This is a genomic window from Micromonospora sp. NPDC002296, assembly GCF_040296145.1.
GTDB lineage: Bacteria > Actinomycetota > Actinomycetes > Mycobacteriales > Micromonosporaceae > Micromonospora.
In genome coordinates this window covers 32872-52017 of record NZ_JBEOWQ010000005.1, presented here as the reverse complement: position 1 = coordinate 52017, position 19146 = coordinate 32872, and the positions used below count along the sequence as shown (strand labels likewise).

Genomic DNA, 19146 nt, shown 5'->3' with positions numbered 1-19146 from the left:
GGTGCGACAGTAGGTGCGTGCTCGACGACGTACCTCTCGACCTGCCGGTCCGGCCCGTGCTGCCGGCGCTGCTCGACGCGCTGCGCGCGGCCGGCGGCGCGGTCCTCGTGGCGCCCCCGGGCACCGGAAAGACCACCCTCGCCCCGCTGGCCGTGGCCGGGGCGGTCGCCGGCCGGGTGGTGATCGCCCAGCCCCGCCGGGTGGCCGCCCGCGCGGCGGCGCACCGGATGGCCGCCCTGCTCGGCGAGCGGGTCGGCGACCGGATCGGGTACGCGGTGCGCGGCGAGCGCCGGGTCGGCCCCGCCACCCGGGTCGAGGTGGTCACCACCGGCCTGCTGGTACGCCGGCTGCACCACGACCCGGAGCTGCCCGGGGTCGGCGCGGTGCTGCTGGACGAGTGCCACGAGCGGCAGCTCGACGCCGACCTGGCGCTCGCGTTCACCGTCCAGGCGCGGGCGACGCTGCGTCCCGACCTGTGGCTGGCCGCCATGTCGGCCACCCCGGACGCGGACCGGTTCGCCGAGCTGCTCGGCGCCGACGGCACGCCCGCCCCGGTGGTCCGGGCCGCCTCGGCCCTGCACCCGGTGACCCGGGTCTGGGCCCCGCCGTCCCGGCCGGTCACCCCTTCCGGGGCCGGCCGCGTCGACCCGGCGCTGCTGGACCACGTCGCGGCGACCGTACGCCGGGCCCTGGCCGAGCGGGACGGGGACGTGCTGGTCTTCCTGCCCGGGGTGGGCGAGATCGCGGCCGTGACCCGCCGACTGGCCGACCTGCGGGGCTCCGTCGCCCTGCTGCCGCTGCACGGCCGGCTGCGCGGGGCGGAGCAGGACGCCGCGCTGCGTCCCGCCGACCGGCGGCGGGTGGTACTGGCCACCGCCGTGGCGGAGAGCAGCCTCACCGTCCCCGGGGTCCGGACGGTGGTCGACGCCGGGCTCGCCCGGGTGCCCCGGGTGGACCTGGCCCGAGGGCTGGGCGCGCTGGTCACGGTACCGGTGTCCCGGGCCGCCGCCACCCAGCGGGCCGGCCGGGCCGGCCGGGAGGCCCCCGGGCACGTGTACCGGTGCTGGTCGGAGGCCACCCATGCCCGGCTCGCCGCGCAGCCGGAACCGGAGATCGCCACCGCCGACCTCACCGGGTTCGCCCTGGAGCTGGCCGCCTGGGGCGAGCCGGACGGCAGCGGGCTGGCCCTGCCCGACCCCCCGCCGGCCGCCGCGATGACGGTCGCCCGGGAGACCCTGACCACCCTCGGCGCGCTGGACGCGGCCGGCCGGATCACCGCCCGGGGGCGGGGGATCGCCGGCGCGGGGGCGCATCCCCGGCTGGCCCGGGCCCTGCTGGACGGAGCACCGGTGGTCGGCGCCGACCGGGCCGCCGAGGTGGTGGCGTTGCTCGCCGAGGACACCGTCGCCGGGCCGGGCGACGACCTGGCCGCCGGGTGGCGCCGGCTGCGCTCGGGTGCCGACCCGGGTGCCACGGCCCGCTGGCGTGCCGAGGTGCGTCGGCTCCGCGCCGCCCTGCCCTCCGGGACGAACGGCAGCACGTCCGCCCGGGAACGCGGGGCGGGCCGGCTGCCCGACGATCTCGCCGCCGGGCTGCTGATCGGGTTGGCGTACCCGGAGCGGCTGGCCCGGGTGCGCCGGGCCGGCGGGTCGGCGTACCTGATGGCGGGCGGAACCGAGGCGGAGCTGGCGCCGGGCTCGGGGCTGGCCGGCGCGACGTGGCTGGCCATCGCGGTGGCCGACCGCTCCCCCGGCGCGCCGACCGCCCGGGTCCGGCTGGCCACCGGCCTGGACGAGGCGACCGCCCGCGAGGCCGGCGGCCCGCTGCTACGTTCCGCGCGGGAGGTGACCTGGTCCGGCGACGTGGTGGCCCGGGAGGTGGTCCGGCTCGGCGCGATCGAGCTGGTCGCCCGGGCGCTGGCCCGGCCGGAGCCGGCGCTGGTGGCCGCGGCGCTGCGCGACGGGCTGCGCCGCAACGGCCTGACGCTGCTGACCTGGACCCCGGCCGCGCGGGCGCTGCGTGAGCGGATGGCGTTCTGCCGGCACGCCCTCGGCCCGGACTGGCCGGACGTGGGCGACGAGGCGCTGCTCGCCGGGGTGGACGCCTGGCTCGGCCCGGAGCTGGCCGCCGCCCGACGCCGGGCCGACCTGGCCCGGGTCGACGTCACCGCCGCCCTGCGCAGGCTGCTGCCCTGGCAGCAGGCCGCCCGGCTCGACGAGCTGGCCCCGGAGCGGCTCGCCGTGCCCAGCGGTTCCCGCGTCCGGGTGGACTACGCCGACCCGGCCGCCCCGGTCCTGGCGGTGAAGCTCCAGGAGACCTTCGGCTGGCCCGAGGCGCCCCGGATCGCCGGCGGTCGGGTGCCGGTGCTGCTGCACCTGCTCTCCCCCGCCGGCCGCCCGGTGGCGGTCACCGCGGACCTGGCATCGTTCTGGCGCACCGGCTACCCGCAGGTCCGCGCCGAGCTTCGCGGGCGCTACCCCCGGCACCCCTGGCCGGAGGACCCGACCACCGCCGAGCCCACCCGCCGGGCCGCCCCGCGCCGCCGCTGATCCGCCGCCGCACCGGCCGACGGCCGGGCCCGGACGGGTGCGCGCAAGGGGGCGGGTCAGTCCTCGGCGACCACGTCGGCGACGACGACGGTGATGTTGTCGGGGCCGCCGGCACGTAACGCCAGATCGATCAGCCGCCGGGCGCACCCGTCCCGGTCCGGGTGGGCGCCGAGCACCTCGGCGAGGGTGTCCGGGCGAACCATGTTGGACAACCCGTCGCTGCACAGCAGCCACCGGTCGCCGGCCCGGGGCACCATCGTCGCGTACGCCGGGGAGACCTGCTCGCCCTGCAGCGCCTGGGTGACCACGGCCCGGCGGGGGTGGCTCGCGGCCTGGTCGGCGGTGATCACGCCCTGGTCGACGAGCATCTGCACGAAGGTGTCGTCCCGGGTGATCTGCTTGAGCACCCCCTCCCGGTAGAGGTAGGCGCGGGAGTCCCCGACGTGGGCCAGGGCGAGGCAGCTTCCGGTTCGGGCGAAGAGCAGAGCGGTCAGCGTGGTGCCCATGCCCTGCCGCTCCGGGTCCTCCCGCACCGCCTCGCGGATCCCCGCGGTCGCCAGCTCGATCCCGCTCTGCAGGGCGGCGACCAGGGCGTCCTCCGGGGTCGCCAGGTCCAGCGGCCCGACCGCGTCGATCGCGATCCGGCTGGCCAGGTCGCCGGCCGCCATCCCGCCCATGCCGTCGGCGACGGCGACGAGCCAGGTGCCGGAGTGCAGGGCGTCCTGGTTGCCACTGCGGATCAGCCCGCGGTCGCTCACCCCCACGGAACGCAGCTTCAGGGTCATGGGACGCAGCCTGCCAGTTGGAGGGCGCAGTTGTCTCTAGGAGATCGCCACGACGTCGCGCGGCGCGGCGAATCTCACGCGGCGGACCGGACCGGGGTGTGAGCGGGTCCAGTTTATTCAGCATCCTCAATTGACACGACGGACACCCGCTGGAAATATCGAAGCGATAAGTGGGAGCGCTCCCAAAGATCGCCGCAGTCCGTCCCCCGGAAGGAACCCTCGTGACGCCATCCCGACGCCGCCGACGCCGCCTCGCGGCGCTCGCCGCGGCGACCACCCTGGCCCTCACCGGCACCACCGCCGGCATGGCCCACGCCGAGGTCCCACCGGACGCCCCCGAGCAGCTGAAGAACGGCGACTTCAGCGCGGGCGTCGCCCCCTGGTTCTCCTACGGCACCGGCCCGCTCGGCGTCACCGACGGCCGGCTCTGCGCCACCGTCCCCGGCGGGCTGGCCAACCCCTGGGACGCCGGCATCGGCCAGGACGCCGTGCCGCTGAAGGCCGGCGCCGAGTACGAGCTGGCCTTCGACATCTCCGCCACCCCCGGGGCGAACGTCAAGGCCGTCCTCCAGCTCGGCGCCGCCCCCTACACGCAGTACGCCAGTGTGGACGCCGCCGCCACCAGCGGCAGCCAGCACTTCGCCAAGACCTTCACCGCCGGCGAGGACAACCCGGGCGCACAGCTCATCTTCCAGGTCGGCGGTGCCGCCGCCGAGCAGACGGTCTGCCTGGACAACGTCTCGCTGCGCGGCGGCGAGCCACCCGAGCCGTACGAGCCGGACACCGGCCCCCGGGTACGGGTGAACCAGGTCGGCTACCTGCCCGGCGGCCCCAAGAACGCCACCGTGGTCACCGAGGCCACCGACCCCCTCGACTGGCAGCTCCGTTCCGCCGCCGGCGTCGTGGTGGCCGGCGGGCGAAGCACCCCGCGTGGGGTCGACGAGGCGTCCGGCCAGAACGTGCAGACCGTCGACTTCTCCGCCTACCGCACCCCGGGCACCGGCTACACCCTGGTCGCCGACGGCGAGACCAGCCACCCGTTCGACATCTCCGGCACGCTCTACGACACGCTGCGCGCCGACGCCCTCCAGTTCTTCTACGTCCAGCGCAGCGGCATCGCCATCGACGGCGACCTGGTCGGCGACGAGTACGCCCGCCCCGCCGGCCACCTCGGCGTCGCCCCCAACCAGGGCGACACCAGCGTGCCCTGCCAGCCGGGGGTCTGTGACTACTCCCTCGACGTGCGCGGCGGCTGGTACGACGCGGGCGACCACGGCAAGTACGTGGTCAACGGCGGCATAGCCACCTACCAGCTCCTGAACGCCTTCGAGCGGACCAAGACGGCGGCCACGGCCGACGGCGGCGCGGGTCTGGCCGACGGCTCGCTGCGGGTGCCCGAGCGCGGCAACGGCGTGCCGGACGTCCTCGACGAGGCCCGCTGGGAGTTGGAGTTCCTGCTGCGCATGCAGGTGCCGGCCGGCAAGCCGCTGGCCGGGATGGCCCACCACAAGATCCACGACAGGAACTGGACCGGCCTGCCGCTCGACCCGGCCGCCGACCCGCAGCCGCGCGAACTGCACCCGCCGTCCACGGCCGCCACCCTCAACCTGGCCGCCGTCGCCGCCCAGTGCGCCCGGCTGTTCGCCCCGTACGACGCGGCGTTCGCCACCCGCTGCGGCACCGCCGCGAAGACCGCGTACGCGGCGGCCAAGGCCCACCCGGCGGTGTACGCCAGCCCGGCCGACGCCACCGGCGGCGGCGCGTACGACGACACCGACGTCAGCGACGAGTTCTACTGGGCCGCAGCGGAGCTGTACCTGACCACCGGCCAGCCGGCGTACCTGACCGACGTGACCGCCTCCAAGCACCACACCGGCGCGGTCTTCGGCGACCAGGGCTTCGGCTGGCAGGGCGTCGCCGCGCTGGGCCGGCTCGACCTGGCCACCGTGCCGAGCGGCCTGCCCACCGCCGACCGGAACCGGGTGCGCGCCTCGGTGACCGCCGCCGCCGACCGCTACCTGGAGATCCTGCGCGGCCAGGCGTACGGGCTGCCGATGCCCGGCGACGCGGCCAGCTACTTCTGGGGCGGCAACGGCAACATCGCCAACAACGCGGTCGTGCTGGGCACCGCCTTCGACCTGACCCGGGACGCGAAGTACCGGGACGGGGCGGTGCAGGCGGCGGACTACCTGTTCGGCCGCAACGCGCTCAACATCTCGTACGTGACCGGGTGGGGCGAGCACGCCGCGCGGAACCAGCACAGCCGGATGTTCGGCAACCAGTTCGACCCGACCCTGCCGAACCCGCCGGCCGGCTCGCTGGCCGGTGGCGCGAACGCCGCCCTCCAGGACCCGTTCTCGGCGAACCTGCTGGCCGGCTGCGAGCCGCAGTTCTGCTACATCGACGACATCAACTCGTACTCGACGAACGAGGTGGCGATCAACTGGAACTCGGCGCTGGCCTGGCTGGCCTCGTTCCTCGCCGACCAGGACGACGCGGCGGCCGTGCCGGCACCGACCTGCGCCGTGACGTACACCAACTACGGGGCCTGGCAGGGCGGCACCGGGTTCACCGCCCAGGTGACGATCCGCAACACGGGCTCCGCCGCGGTGAACGGCTGGACCGCCCGGTTCGCGTTCACCGGCGACCAGCGGGTGCGGGAGGCGTGGATGGCGAGGGTGACCCAGTCCGGGGCCACGGTGACCGCGAAGAACGAGTCGTACAACGCCCGGATCGACCCGGGTGCCACCGCGACCTTCGGCTTCAACGCGACCACCGCCGGCGGCGCCAACCCCGCTCCCGCCCTGATCACGGTCAACGGCTCCCCCTGCACCCTCTCCTGACCCCACCCACCCACCAGACGGCAAGCTCGCGCAATTTCACGGAATTGGTGGCCTCCAAGCACGAGGAGGCCACCAATTCCGTGTAATCAGCACGGATCACCCGCGTTCCCGCGCACGCTGAGCTGCCGGGCCACAACCGTTTTTCGCCGCGCACGCGACCGGGGCGCCCGCTCCCCTCGTGTCGCGGGAGGAGCGGGCGCCCCGGTCGTGCCGGTGAGGCAGTGGTACCGGGTGGTGATGCGCCAGGATCAGGCGGGGAGGCCGCCGACCTGGGTGTTGATCCAGGCGCGGATCGACGGCAGGTCACCGTAGATGGACGGGCCGGTGGCGCAGGTGGGGTTGTTGTTGCCGGCCCGGCTGGTCGCGCCGATCAGGTTCCACACGCCGCTGACCTTGCGGACCTGAGGGCCGCCGGAGTCGCCGTAGCAGGCGCCGGCGACGCCGCCGGTGTTGTTGGTGCAGATCTCGTACGTGGCGTTGATGCCGCTGCACCGGCTGTCGGCCACGATCGAGGTGTCCAGTTCCCGGGCCACGGTCGGCGCGGAGCCGCAGCCGGACGTCGGGCAGGTCTGGCCCCACCCGATGATCCGGGTGGCGGTGCCCACCGCTCCCGAGGTGGTCGGGATGACGGCCGGCGCGTGGCTGACCGAGGTGGCGAGCTGGAACAGCTTGACGTCGATCGACGGATGGTTGACCGCCCTGCTCACCGCGGCGACGGTGCCGCCGCTGGTGCGGTTGGTGCTGCCCACCCGCACCGAGGCCGGCGTCGGGCAGTGCTTCGCGGTGACCACCCAGTTGGCCTTGATCAGCGAGGCGGTGCAGCCGGAGCTGTACACCAGGAAGGAGTAGTTCTCCGAGGCGGTGACGCCGCCGACGACGTTCGGCGAGATGTCCCCGTCGGCCTCCTCGCCGTTCCAGACGTACGTCTTCTCGGCGGTCGACCCCGCGGCGAGGCTGCCGGCGAACAGCGAGTTGACCCGGGACGCCTCGGCGGCGCTGGGGTTCGCGTTGGCGCAGGAGACCGGCGCGCTGCTGCCCGACATCAGGTCGGTGCAGAGCCCGGTGCGGTTGTCGGGCAGGCCGAGGATGTGGCCGATCTCGTGGGTGGCGATCCGGGTCCGGTTGTACCCCTGGTTCACCGCCTGCCAGCCCATCCACACCCGGCCGTTGCCGAGCGACGTCGTCTGCGCCCGGGGCCAGCCGGTGTCGACGTAGATGGTGATGTTGCCCGGGGTGGCCGGCAGCAGCCGGACGGTGCTGACCTTGCCGTTCCAGATCTGGGCGGCCTGGTCGAAGTTGGTACGGAACTCGCCGGCCCGGCTGGCGTCGTAGTAGACGGTGCGGACGGCGGACGCGCTGGTGCCGGTGGCGGCCAGCATGCCGGCCGCGGACAGGACCACCGCGGCAACGGCTCCCACCGTGCGCAGCAGGTGTCGTCGGATCACACGCACTCCTCTGGATCACGGCGGCGCTGCCGCCTCCATCGATGTGCGTCGACAATAAATCGGGCTCGGTCGATCCACTGCATAGCGGTTGCGTCATACGACCACGGAGCGCGGGAGGCGTCAGCCGATCTCCTCGTCGACGAAGCACCAGCGCCACATCTCCCCCGGCTGGATCGAGCGCATCACCGGGTGCCCGGTGGCCTCGAAGTGCTTCGTCGCGTGCTGGTACGGCGAGGAGTCGCAGCAGCCGACCTGCCCGCAGGCCAGGCAGGCCCGCAGGTGCACCCAGTCGTCGTTGCCGACGGCAACGCATTCGGGGCACTCCGTCGTGGTCAGCGGCTCGACGGCACCCGCCTCGGTGAGATGCTGGCAGCTCATCACTCGATCTCCTGTCGCAGCAACGACTCCTCCAGGTCCAGGTCACGGTAGGCCCGCACCAGCACCTCCTCGGGAATCCGGCCGGCGTCGCGGGCGGCCCGGAACACCTCCCGCTCCGCGTCGATCATCTCCTGCCGCAGCCGACCGTACGCCTGGGACGGGGTTTCCCGATCGGCGCCGCCCAGCCGCTCCCAGGCCAGGTTGGTGCGGTCCTCCAGCCCTCGGCGCAGCCGGTCCACGACCGCCTTCGGCGCGCTGTCCGCCAGCGCGTCGAGCCGCTCCCGGGCGGCCCGGCTGGCCTGCTGCTGGACGCCGGCCGCGGAGAGCGCGTCCTGCATCGGGTCGTCCGGCGGCAGCCTGAGCCGGCGGGCCACCGCCGGCAGGGTGGCCCCCTGGGCGACCAGCGTCACCACGATCACCGCGAAGGCCAGCCAGATGAACAGCTCCCGGGGGTAGGGGCGGTCCTGCGCGAGGGTGAGTGGCAGGGCCAGCGCGGCGGCGAGCGTCACCACGCCACGCATCCCGGCCCAGCCGATGACGATCGGGAACTTCGCCGACGGTCTCGTCTCGCGCTGCCGGACCCGGGGCACCAGCCGGGCCAGGTACGTGGCCGGGAAGATCCAGACGAACCGGGCCAGGACGACGGTCGCCAGCACCGCCGCGGTGATCGCGGTCAGGAAGCCGAGCGGCTCGTCGAGATCCCGCACCACCTCGCGCAGTTGCAGGCCGACGAGCAGGAAGACCAGCCCTTCCAGCAGGAACCGGGTCAGCCGCCAGAACGCGCCGATCTGAAGGCGGGAGGCCGCCGACATCAGCATCGGCATCCGGTGCCCGATCCCGAGCCCGGTCACCACCACCGCGACCACGCCGGAGGCGTGGATCGCCTCGGCGGCGAAGACCACCGCGAACGGCACGATCAGCGACAGCGCGTTGTCCAGCACGGCGTCGCTGATCCGCTTGTGCAGGAACCCGAAGACCACCACGCCGGCCAGCCCGACCAGGATGCCGCCGCCGGTGGCCGCCACCACCTCCCAGGCCACGTCGCCGACCCCGACCGAGGTGCCGATCGTCGCCATCGTGGCCACCCGCAGCAGCACCAGCGCCGTGGCGTCGTTGATCAGGCTCTCGCCCTCGAGGATGGTCACCACCCGGCGGGGCAGCCCAATCCGCCGGGCGATCGCGGTGGCGGCCACCGCGTCGGGCGGGGCCACCACCGCGCCGAGGGCCAGGCAGACCGCGAACGGCACCGCCGGCAGCAGCAGGTGCACGACGAGGCCGACGGCGAACGCCGTGAAGATCACCAGGCCGACGGCGAGCAGCAGGATCGGCCGCAGGTTGAGCCGGAACGCCGGCACCGACGTCTCCAGCGCCGCCACGTACAGCAGCGGCGGCAGGATGCCCACCAGCACCAGGTCCGGGTCGAGCCGGACCTGGGGGAAGCCGGGTACGAAGGAGAGCACGAGGCCAAGCACCACCAGCACGATCGGCGCGAGCAGGCCGAGCCTGCGGGCCAGCGCCGCGCCGAGCGTCGCGATCGCGAGGAAGACGACGACCTCGAACAGTGACTCCATGGGGTACGAGCCTAGGGCCCGACCCCGTCCGGGTGGATCACGCCGCCCGCAGTTTGGGCAGCACCTCGGCGCCGAAGGTGTCGATGAAGGCCCGCTGCTCCTGCCCCACGTGGTGCAGGGCGATCTGGTCGAAGCCCAGCTCCACGTACTCCTGGAGCCAGCCGACGTGCCGGCCCGGGTCGGCCGAGACGTTGACCGTCGAGGTGACCTTCGCCATCGGCACGTCGGCGGAGACAACGTCGAAGTGCTCGGCCGTGTCCAGGTCCCAGCAGATCGGCGGGGCGAACACGTTGCTGCGCCACTGGTCGTACGCGAGGGCCTCGGCCTCGGCCTGGTCGGGCGCCCAGCTCACGTGCACCTGGAGGTGCAGCGGCCCCCGGCCGCCCGCGTCCCGGTAGGCGTCGATCATCTGCCGGAGGTGGTCGGTGGGAGCGTTGACGGTGATCAGCCCGTCGGCCCACTCGGCGCACCAGCGGGCGGTGGCCACACTGACCGCCGCGCCGATGAGCGCGGGCGGCTGCTCGGGCCGGGTCCACAGCCTCGCCCGGTCGACCGTCACCAGGCCGTCGTGGCTGACCTCCTCGCCGGCCAGCAGCGCCCGGATCACGTCGACGCACTCACGCAGCCGGGCGGCGCGGATGTCCTTGCGCGGCCAGACGTCCCCCGTGATGTGCTCGTTGCTGGCCTCGCCGGTGCCCAGGGCCGCCCAGAACCGGCCCGGGTACATCGCTCCGAGAGTGCCGATCGCCTGCGCGATGATCGCCGGGTGGTACCGCTGGCCGGGCGCGTTGACCACGCCGAAGGGCAGGTCGGTGGCCTGGAGGGCGGCCCCGAGCCAGGACCAGGCGAACCCGGACTGGCCCTGCCGGGCGCTCCACGGGGAGAAGTGGTCCGAGGACATGGCCGCGTCGAAGCCCGCCCGCTCGGCGTGGATCACCGCCTCCAGCAGCTTGGCCGGGTGGATCTGCTCGTGGGACGCGTGGAAGCCGAACACCGTCATGGGGGCACCTCCTACCCATGACGGTGTCCGGCCAATCGCTACTCGGCGTGCGCCCCGGCGCCGGCCGAGGCCTCGCCCCGGCCCACCCAGACGGTCTTGGTGTTGCAGAACTCGCGCATGCCCAGCGCGGACAGCTCCCGGCCGTACCCGGAGTTCTTCACCCCGCCGAAGGGCAGTTCCGGGTACGAGGTGGTCATCCCGTTGACGAAGACGTTGCCGGCGTCCAGGTCGGCGGCGAAGCGCTCCTGCTCGTCCGGGTCGGTGGTCCAGGCGTTGGAGCCGAGGCCGAACGCGGTGCCGTTGGCCACCTCGACGGCCTCGTCGTACGAGGAGACCCGGTAGAGCCCGGCGACCGGCCCGAACACCTCCTCGGTCCACATCCGCATCTGCGGGGTGAGGTCGGTGACCACGGTCGGTGGGTAGAACCAGCCGTCCCCGGTCGGCTTCTCACCGCCGCACAGCACCGTGGCGCCGTGGTCCACGGCGTCCCGCACCTGGGCGTGGACCTCGTCCCGGCCGCCGGAGCTGGCCAGCGGCCCCACGTCGGTGCCGGCGTCCATCGGGTCGCCGACCCGCAGCGCGGCCATGTTCGCGGCGAACCTGTCGGCGAACGCGTCGAAGACGTCGGTGTGCACGATGAACCGCTTCGCGGCGATGCAGGACTGGCCGTTGTTCTGGCAGCGGGCGGTGGTGGCGACCTCGGCGGCCCGGTCCAGGTCGGCGGAGGGCATCACCACGAAGGGGTCGCTGCCGCCCAGCTCCAGCACGGTCTTCTTCAGCTCCCGGCCGGCGATCTGGGCGATCGACCGGCCGGCGCGCTCGCTGCCGGTGAGGGTGGCGGCGCGCACCCTCGGGTCGCTGAGGATCCGGTCCACCGCGTCCGAGCCGACGAGCAGGGTGGTGAACGCGCCCTCCGCGAAACCGGCCCGACGGAACAGGCCCTCCAGGTACAGGGCGGTCTGCGGCACGTTCGAGGCGTGCTTGAGCAGGCCGGTGTTGCCGGCCATCAGCGCCGGGGCGGCGAACCGCATGACCTGCCAGAGCGGGAAGTTCCACGGCATCACCGCGAGGACCGGCCCGATCGGCTGGTACCGGACGAACGCGCGGGTGGCGTTGACGGCGCGGGCGTCGGCCGGCTCGTCGGCGAGCATCCGCTCGGCGTGCGCGGCGTAGAACCGGCAGGCCGCCGCGCACTTGGTCACCTCGGCCTGGGCGGCGGCGTACGTCTTGCCCATCTCGGTGGTCATCAGCCGGGCCGTGTCGTCGCGCTCGGCGTCGAGCAGGTCGGCGGCGGCACTCAGCCACCGACCCCGCTGGGCGACGGTGGTCCGGTGCAGGTCCCGAAAGGCTAGGTCGGCCCGCTCGATCGCCGCGTCCAGCTGCTCGGTCGACATCGGGTCGTACGACTTGAGCACCTGCCCGGTGGCGGGGTTGGTGGTGGCGATGGGCATCTCGTACTCCTGTCACTCGAACAGCGAGTGCCGCGCGCCCGGCTGCTCCCGGCGGCGCGCGGCCCGACGGCGCTGGATGACGAAAAGGTCGACCACGGCGACGGCGGCGAAGACCGCGCAGACCAGGCCCAGCCACACCAGGCCGGCCCAGAACGCCAGCCCGGCGAAGACCGCCATGGTCACCAGCCCGAAGCCGGCGAGCGCGAGGCGGAGGTTGAGCGCGCTGTACGCGTGGCCCACCGTTCCGCGGGCGCGTCGGGGCTGCGATCTCGTCATCCTGCGAGCTACCCCCGATCGGCGCGGTTAACCGACCCAGCCGCACCGCATGCCCTTTACCACTCGCTGGGCGATGACGGGACAGACTGCCGGAAATCCGACAGGAGGCCACCTCCCGGCCCGGTGTCCCGCATAGGGTTACCGCGCTGTCGCACTCCGCCGCGGGACTGGGGAATCATGCCTCGACGCTGGGTCGCCGCGGTCGCCTGCCTGGCGGCCCTGGTCGCGCTCGCCTGTGAGGACGGGGGCAGCGCCCAGCCCCGGCCGCCGGGCGGGTCGCCCGCGCCCGGCACGCCGGCCGCGATGGCCGCGCTCGGTGACTCGATCAGCGCCGGCTTCGGCTCCTGCCTGATGCTCAGCTCGTGCGAGCGCAACTCCTGGTCGACCGGGGACGGGCTGCGGGTGGACAGCCACTACCAGCGGCTGGTCGACCGGAACCCGAAGCTGCGCGGGAAGGCGTACAACCACGCCAAGCCGGGCGCGCGGGCCGCGGCGCTGGCCGGGCAGGCCGAGGCGGCGGTACGCGACCGCGCCGACTACGTCACGGTGCTGATCGGCGCGAACGACGTGTGCCGCGACGATGTCGACGCGATGACCCCGGTGGCCACCTTCCGCAACGAGGTGGACCGGGGCCTGCGGGTGCTGCGCAAGGGTCGCCCGAAGGCGCGGGTGCTGGTGGTCAGCATCCCCGACCTGTACCGGCTGTGGGAGGTCGGGCACACGGACTCCCGGGCGGTGCGGGCCTGGCGGCACGGCATCTGCCCGGCGCTGCTGGCCGACGCGACCTCCACCGCGCCCGCCGACGTGGCCCGCCGGGCCAGGGTGCGGGACCGGATCGACGCCTACAACGCGCAGTTGAAGGCGGCCTGCCGGGCGCACGGTTCGCGGTGCCGGTACGACGGCGGGGCGGTGCACCGGGTGCGCTTCACCCTCGACCTGGTGAACGCGCTGGACTGGTTCCACCCCAACGTCGCCGGGCAGGGCCGGCTGGCCGACGCGACCTGGCGGGCCGCCGGCTTCGACTGAACCGCCGGACCCCCGTGTCAGCTGGGGGAGCCGGGCGTGCCCGTGCTGCGGTAGAGCTGCCGGGAGCGCTCGGCGAGTTCCTTGGTGGCCGACGAGTTGGCCCAGGTGCCGAGGATGATCGCCGCGCCCGGGATCACCTTGGCGAAGACCCGCTTCGCCGCCCGCACCCCGGCCATCTGGGCCAGCCGCACGCCCAGCCGGATCATCGCCTTGCCCAGCGCGTTCTGCCCCCCGGAGCCGAACAGCGCCCCGGCCCGTTCCCGCCCGGCGGCCACCCCCAGCGCCAGCCGGGCGGTCCCGGCGACCTTGTGCACCTTCTGCAGCACCAGCAGGTCGGTGGCCCGGTCGGGGTGGGTCGGGTCGATCTCGTGGGCCGCCGCGATGTGCAGCACCATCCGGGCCTGCGTCCAGGCCAGCACCCCGACGTCGATCACCGCGCCGGGCAGCCCGGCCGCGCCCGAGACCGCGCCGGAGAGCCGGGCCAGGGTGACGAACTTGCGGACCGCCTGGTCGGCCAGTTCCTCGGCCGGCACACCCGGCCGTTCCGCCCGCGCCCGGGCCGCCCACTGGGCCGCCTCGGGCCCGAGGCGGCGCACCGCCTCCAGGGCGAGGTGCTCCGGGGCGTACTGCGGATCCTCCCGCATCCGGTCCCAGAGCCGGGCCGGCGGCGCCTCCGGGACGTCCTGGGCGGCGGTTGGGGCCACCACTGAGGCCGCCACAGGTGGACGCGGCGCGGCCGGCTCCGGGGCGGGGGTGCTGGGCTGGCCGTCGACGGGGGCGGGGTCGGTCACGGAGTGGCTCCCGGGGGTCGGTGACGTGCGGGTACGACGGCGCTCAGCGCCGGGTGGACAGGCGGGAGGCCAACTGCTTCAGTTTGCGCTGGGTCTCCGGCTTCGCCATCTCGCGGCGGCCCCGGTCGACGATCTTCTGTCCCTGCGGGGAGCGGAGGAACCGGCTGATCCGCTGTACCAGTGCTGACATGTCGTCCTCCTGTAAGTTGCCTCCACCATGTGTACCCCGTGGGGGCAACCGTCATGCGTCCATTGTGGTCGTCATCGGGCTTGCCCGGTCCGCCCGGTGATCACTTCACGGCAGCCAGGTGCGCGTCGACCACCTGGGTCGCCCGCCGCTCGTGCTGGGCGTACAGGTCCGGATACGCGGAGATCTGCACGGCCTGGGCCGCCACGGTCAGCGGCAGGTCACGCCAGCCGGGGATCTGCTGGAGCGCGGCGAGGAACTGCCGGGTGGCGAACGCCGGGTCCATGAGCTGACCCACCTCGCCCCAGCCGCTGCTGGCCCGCTGCTGGAACAGCCCGACCGAGTCGTGGTCCCAGCCGACCCCCTGGTGCGGGTACTCCTGCGACTCGGGCAGCACGCCGCTGGCCACGTTGTAGAGGTTGCTCTCCTGCATCGCGGTCGCCACGGCGATGACCAGCCCCCGGCGGGGCACCCCCATCGCCCGGCCGGTCCGCACGATCACCTTCGCGTTGGCCATCTGCGCCTTGGTCAGTCCGGCGACCGGGGCGGGATCGGCCGGGCGCGCGGGCCGCTTGCGGGGGGCGGGCGAGCGGGTGGTGTCCGGAGCGGCGGCGGCGGTGGTGGTGGCTGAGGCGGACGGGGTGGCGGCGGAGGGGCTGACGGGCGCGGACGGGGCCGTCGCGGACACCCGGTCCAGCGACCGGGAGGCTGCGTCGGCGGCGGCACGCCGCTCCAGGTCCGCGCCGGCGACGGCCGCCCGGGCGGCGGTGTCCTCCCGCGTCTCCTGCTGGGCCTGGGCCAGGGCGGCCAGGCCGAGGCAGCAGGTCACGCCGGCGGTCAGGGCGACCACGGCCCGCCCGGGCCGGCGCGACGGGCCGCCCGGGGCGGCGGGACCGGACGCGGAACGGCCGGGGGCGAGCAGGTTACGCAACCGCCCGGAGCGGGTAGTCGTACCGCCAGGGGAAGGAATCCGGTGGGGCTCGGGGCGAGTGCCGTCGGTGGTGGTGGTAGCGGTAGTAGCAGCTGGCCGTTCGGACGAGGTGGTAACGTCCGAACGGCCAGCCGCCACGCCCGGGTTCTGCTGGTCGTCGAGGGTGCCGTCGTCACGCATCCGCCGACACTAGGCGGGACAAATCCGGATGACGCCGCACCAATGGGTGGCCATCGTCACACTTCCGCCCGCCCCGCCAGGCATCCCGGCAGCCGGCGGGCCACACCGGTACGAGCCGGGCGGACCGGACGAACCTCCGGGGCCGGCGGAGGCGCACCGAGCCGGGCAGCTAACGCCCAGGGCGAGCGGGGGGACCGACCACTCCCCCGTTCGGCCGACACCTGGCCGGCCGTCCGGCCCCGGCGGTACGCGCGACGCCACCGGAACGGGGCGTTCACCTAATTGTGATCATGAAACTTTCCGTCGGAACGTCGACGCAGGAATGCACGAGGATGGCGGGTACGTTCCCCGAACCGGGGGCTGTGCGCGGCACGGCGCCCCGTTGGCACATTCCAGGGAGGTCCGCACCGGTGCTCGACCCACACGAGCTCTATGAACTCTCCGACGAGCTGCCCGACCTCGGGCAGCCGGTCCTCATCCAGGCCCTCACCGGCTTCGTCGACGCCGGGAGCGCCACCCGGCTGGCCCGGGAGCAGCTGCTCACCTCCCTCGACGCGCGCCAGGTCGCCCGCTTCGACGTCGACCAGCTCTACGACTACCGGTCCCGGCGCCCGTCGATGACCTTCGTCGAGGACCACTGGGAGGAGTACGAGGCGCCCACGCTGGAGGTGCACCTGCTGCGCGACGACGACGAGACCCCCTTCCTGCTGCTCACCGGCCCCGAGCCGGACCTGCAGTGGGAGCGTTTCGTGGCCGCCGTCGCCGGGTTGTCGGCCCGGCTCGACGTCCGGCTCACCGTCGGGCTCAACTCGATCCCGATGGCGGTCCCGCACACCCGGCCGACCGGGGTCACCGCACACGCCACGAGACGCGAGCTGATCTCCGGGTACGAGCCGTGGCTGCAACGCGTCCAGGTCCCCGGCAGCGTCGGGCACCTGCTGGAGTTCCGCCTCGGCGAGCTGGGCCGCGACGCGCTCGGCTTCTCCGCCCACGTGCCGCACTACGTCGCCCAGGCCGAGTACCCGGCCGCCGCCGAGGTGCTGCTCGCCTCGGTGTCCCGCAGCACCGGGCTGCTGTTGCCCCGCGACGGGCTGCGCTCGGCCGCCGAGGTGGTCCGGGTCGAGATCGACCGTCAGGTCGCACAGACCGAGGACGCCGCCGCCCTCGTCTCGGCCCTGGAGGAGCAGTACGACGCGTTCGCCCGGGGCCGCGGCGAGAAGAACCTGCTCGCCGCCGAGGCCGGCCCCCTGCCCACCGCCGACGAACTCGGCGCCGAGCTGGAACGGTTCCTGGCCGAGCAGGGCCGACCGGGCGACACCCCGGGGAGCTGACCGGGCGGCCGGGGCGGGGATACGGCAGGCTGGAGGCATGCGCCTGGCGACCTGGAACGTGAACTCGGTGAAGGCCCGCCTGCCCCGGCTGCTCGACTGGCTGGCCGCCACCGGCCCCGACGTCGTCTGCCTTCAGGAGACCAAGTGCCCCGACGGGGCGTTCCCGGTGGCCGAGGTCGGCGAGCTGGGCTACACCGTGGCCAGCCACAGCGACGGCCGGTGGAACGGGGTGGCGATCCTGTCCCGCGTCGGGCTGTCCGACGTGACGGTCGGCTTCCCCGGCGAGCCGGGCTTCCCCGAGCCGGAGGCCCGGGCCATCTCGGCCACCTGCGCCGGGCTGCGGGTCTGGTCGGTGTACGTGCCCAACGGCCGCGCCGTCGACGACCCGCACTACGCGTACAAACTGGCCTGGTTCGCCGCCCTTCGGGAGGCGCTGGAGCGGGAGCTGACCGGCGGGCCGCCGGTGGCGGTGTGCGGCGACTTCAACGTGGCCCCGACGGACGCCGACGTCTGGGACCCGGCGCTGTTCGCCGCCTCCACCCACGTCACCCCCGCCGAGCGGGCCGCCCTCGCGGCGCTGCGCGACCTGGGGCTGCACGACGTGGTGCCCACCCCGATGAAGGGCCCGCACCCCTACACGTACTGGGACTACCGGGCCGGGATGTTCCACCAGAACAAGGGCATGCGAATCGACCTGGTGTACGCGTCCGCGCCGTTGGCCCTGGCGGTCCGCGCCGCGTACGTGGACCGGGAGGCCCGCAAGGGCAAGGGGCCCTCGGACCACGCCCCGATCGTGGTGGACGCCGACCTGGTCCCGGCCGCCGAGACGTTCTGACCTGCGCCCCGCCGTCGGGTGGCCTTGCCGGTGGTTAGGGTGGACCCATGGCAGTCGTGAAGATCAACGCGATCGACGTTCCGGAAGGCGCGGGCGAGGAACTGGAGCGGCGATTCGCGGCCCGGGCCGGCGCGGTGGAGGGTTCCCCCGGTTTCCTCGGCTTCGAGCTGCTCCGCCCGGTCGGCGGCGAGAAGCGCTACTTCGTCTACACAAAGTGGGAGACCGAGGAGGCGTACCAGGCGTGGGCGGCCGGGCCGTCGCGGGCCGCGCACGCCGGCGGCGAGGGCGGCGAACAGCGGCGCCCGGTCGCCTCCGGCGCGAGCCTGCTGGAGTTCGACGTGGTCCTGCAGGTGCCGCCCCGGCCCTGATCCGGGTCGCGGAACCCGTCAGGGGGCCGACCTCGACACACGATCCGCCGTTGTTGCCGCTCTTCCTTGCTCGGTTCGACGGCCTCACGGACGCGACACGCCGTGCCGGTTCTCGCTGAACGACAGACGATCATGAAACGACGCGCGCGGGGCAGAAAAGAGGGGGGAGCACGGGGGCCTTACGGTGATCCAGTCCCACTGGCGCCCAGGAGAGAGCCCGTCGGCGTCACTCTGGCCGGACGCGTCTACGTGAGAGTGCAGTGACGCGGATTTCCTCCGGTCGAACGCCGAGCTGGGCCTGACCGTGAACACGGCGTCGTCCACGGCAGGACACGGCACCCTTCCTGTCTCCGCCACCCTCATCCATCGGGCGATGCTCTGGATTCGCAGCATCCATGGTTCCGTCTCCGCCTACCTCGTGAAGCACGGAGCCGAGGAGTCGGAGCTGACGGCGCTGCGGATGCAGGTGGCCTGACGGCCAGGCCGGCGTGCGGCCCCTTCGCCAAGTTAGGGGCCGTCAGGGGCGGCGGGTGTCCACCAGCGAGGCGAAGGCGACCACGTTGTCGGCGTAACCCGTCCGCCCGCCCACCCACTGGCCGCCGCAGGTGATCAGCCGCAGCCCCGGCGGCCCGTCGTCGCCGTACACCCGGTCGGCGGGCAGGGCATCCTTGCCGAAGTGCTCGACCGAGTCCACCGCGAAGAGCACCACGTCGCCGTCGGCGCGGGTCACCTCGATCCGGTCGCCGGTCGTGAGCTTGCTCAGGTCGTAGAAGACCGCCGGGCCGTTCTTCGTGTCCACGTGCCCGACGATCACGGCCCGGCCCGGCTCGCCCGGGGTCGGGCCACGGTCGTACCAGCCGGTCTCATCGGCTTTCGCCAGCGGCGGCACGTCGACCGACCCGTCGGGCGCCTGCCCGACCGGAGCCACGGGCGCGGACACCCGGATCGCCGGCACGGCCAGGGACACCGGTCGGCTGGCGGCCAGCCGGGGAGCGCCCGCGGCGGAGGCTGCGGGCCGGCCGGCGGTTCCGGCGACCCAGTCGAGCGGCCCGGACACGCGGCCCAGCCCCGCGCCGGTGGCGAAGACGCCGACCAGCACCAGGACCACGGCGACGGGCACGGACCACGGCCGGCGCTCCGCCGGCTGCCCGGCACCGGCCGGCGAGGCGGGCAACCGGGGTACGCGTGCGGAGGCCACG

The 19146-nt window shown here is 74.3% G+C and carries 17 protein-coding genes and 1 pseudogene; 6 read left to right on the top strand and 12 right to left on the bottom strand.

The features are described from left to right. Nucleotides 1-17 precede the first annotated feature (17 nt). Nucleotides 18-2549: an ATP-dependent helicase HrpB gene (hrpB, locus tag ABT023_RS06070; RefSeq protein ID WP_350882196.1), complete on the top strand. Its 2532-nt coding sequence runs from the start codon at nt 18-20 to the stop codon at nt 2547-2549. Nucleotides 2550-2605: 56 nt separating this feature from the next. Here hrpB and ABT023_RS06065 read toward each other — a convergent pair whose 3' ends face one another. After that, a complete protein-coding gene (locus ABT023_RS06065; RefSeq protein ID WP_350882194.1) occupies nt 2606-3334 on the bottom strand; it encodes a PP2C family protein-serine/threonine phosphatase in 729 nt (242 codons plus the stop codon). A 221-nt stretch (nt 3335-3555) separates the two neighbouring features. Between ABT023_RS06065 and ABT023_RS06060 the strand changes: the two genes are divergently transcribed. Then, nucleotides 3556-6177 (top strand): glycoside hydrolase family 9 protein, encoded by a 2622-nt coding sequence (locus ABT023_RS06060; protein WP_350882192.1) that lies wholly within the window; start codon nt 3556-3558, stop codon nt 6175-6177. Between the two features lie 248 nt (nt 6178-6425). Here the strand turns inward: ABT023_RS06060 and ABT023_RS29070 are convergent, their stop codons facing one another. The 7 genes and pseudogenes from ABT023_RS29070 to ABT023_RS06030 form a co-directional block, all read right to left on the bottom strand. Next, nucleotides 6426-7145: a S1 family peptidase gene (locus ABT023_RS29070; protein WP_502890607.1), complete on the bottom strand. Its 720-nt coding sequence runs from the start codon at nt 7143-7145 to the stop codon at nt 6426-6428. 3 nt (nt 7146-7148) lie between these two features. Then, a pseudogene (locus tag ABT023_RS29065) lies at nt 7149-7556 on the bottom strand (snapalysin family zinc-dependent metalloprotease); the annotation flags it as partial. Nucleotides 7557-7742: 186 nt separating this feature from the next. Beyond that, nucleotides 7743-8000, bottom strand: coding sequence for a UBP-type zinc finger domain-containing protein (locus ABT023_RS06050; RefSeq protein ID WP_350882188.1), 258 nt, complete (start codon nt 7998-8000; stop codon nt 7743-7745). Next, complete coding sequence (locus ABT023_RS06045; RefSeq protein WP_350882186.1) at nt 8000-9571, bottom strand: Na+/H+ antiporter; 1572 nt, start codon at nt 9569-9571, stop codon at nt 8000-8002. The genes ABT023_RS06050 and ABT023_RS06045 overlap by 1 nt, the downstream gene beginning before the upstream one ends. A gap of 37 nt (nt 9572-9608) precedes the next feature. Continuing rightward, nucleotides 9609-10571 (bottom strand): TIGR03885 family FMN-dependent LLM class oxidoreductase, encoded by a 963-nt coding sequence (locus tag ABT023_RS06040; protein ID WP_350882184.1) that lies wholly within the window; start codon nt 10569-10571, stop codon nt 9609-9611. Between the two features lie 38 nt (nt 10572-10609). Then, complete coding sequence (locus ABT023_RS06035) at nt 10610-12022, bottom strand: NADP-dependent succinic semialdehyde dehydrogenase (RefSeq protein WP_350882182.1); 1413 nt, start codon at nt 12020-12022, stop codon at nt 10610-10612. 12 nt (nt 12023-12034) lie between these two features. Next, a complete protein-coding gene (locus ABT023_RS06030; RefSeq protein WP_350882180.1) occupies nt 12035-12298 on the bottom strand; it encodes a DUF6343 family protein in 264 nt (87 codons plus the stop codon). Nucleotides 12299-12475: 177 nt separating this feature from the next. Between ABT023_RS06030 and ABT023_RS06025 the strand changes: the two genes are divergently transcribed. Continuing rightward, the gene (locus tag ABT023_RS06025; RefSeq protein ID WP_350882178.1) at nt 12476-13324 is read left to right on the top strand and encodes a GDSL-type esterase/lipase family protein; all 849 of its coding nucleotides are present in this window, start codon (nt 12476-12478) and stop codon (nt 13322-13324) included. Nucleotides 13325-13341: 17 nt separating this feature from the next. Here ABT023_RS06025 and ABT023_RS06020 read toward each other — a convergent pair whose 3' ends face one another. The 3 genes from ABT023_RS06020 to ABT023_RS06010 all read right to left on the bottom strand — a co-directional run bounded on the left by ABT023_RS06020 (nt 13342) and on the right by ABT023_RS06010 (nt 15413). Beyond that, nucleotides 13342-14115: an EcsC family protein gene (locus ABT023_RS06020; RefSeq protein ID WP_350882176.1), complete on the bottom strand. Its 774-nt coding sequence runs from the start codon at nt 14113-14115 to the stop codon at nt 13342-13344. Nucleotides 14116-14158: 43 nt separating this feature from the next. After that, complete coding sequence (locus tag ABT023_RS06015) at nt 14159-14305, bottom strand: hypothetical protein (protein ID WP_201754126.1); 147 nt, start codon at nt 14303-14305, stop codon at nt 14159-14161. Nucleotides 14306-14405: 100 nt separating this feature from the next. After that, nucleotides 14406-15413, bottom strand: a complete 1008-nt coding sequence (locus ABT023_RS06010) for a peptidase M23 (RefSeq protein WP_502890602.1) — start codon at nt 15411-15413, stop codon at nt 14406-14408. Nucleotides 15414-15823: 410 nt separating this feature from the next. Between ABT023_RS06010 and ABT023_RS06005 the strand changes: the two genes are divergently transcribed. Genes ABT023_RS06005 through ABT023_RS05995 form a run of 3 tightly spaced genes read left to right on the top strand, consistent with a single transcriptional unit; the run spans nt 15824 to nt 17947 of the window. Further along, nucleotides 15824-16744, top strand: coding sequence for a proteasome assembly chaperone family protein (locus ABT023_RS06005; RefSeq protein ID WP_350882172.1), 921 nt, complete (start codon nt 15824-15826; stop codon nt 16742-16744). A gap of 37 nt (nt 16745-16781) precedes the next feature. Next, nucleotides 16782-17579, top strand: a complete 798-nt coding sequence (locus tag ABT023_RS06000) for an exodeoxyribonuclease III (RefSeq protein WP_350882170.1) — start codon at nt 16782-16784, stop codon at nt 17577-17579. Between the two features lie 47 nt (nt 17580-17626). Further along, on the top strand, nt 17627-17947 hold the full coding sequence (locus ABT023_RS05995; protein ID WP_350882168.1) for an antibiotic biosynthesis monooxygenase family protein: 321 nt from the start codon (nt 17627-17629) through the stop codon (nt 17945-17947). Nucleotides 17948-18464: 517 nt separating this feature from the next. Here the strand turns inward: ABT023_RS05995 and ABT023_RS05990 are convergent. Then, nucleotides 18465-19145 (bottom strand): class F sortase, encoded by a 681-nt coding sequence (locus ABT023_RS05990; RefSeq protein ID WP_502890601.1) that lies wholly within the window; start codon nt 19143-19145, stop codon nt 18465-18467. Between the last annotated feature and the right edge of the window lies 1 nt (nt 19146).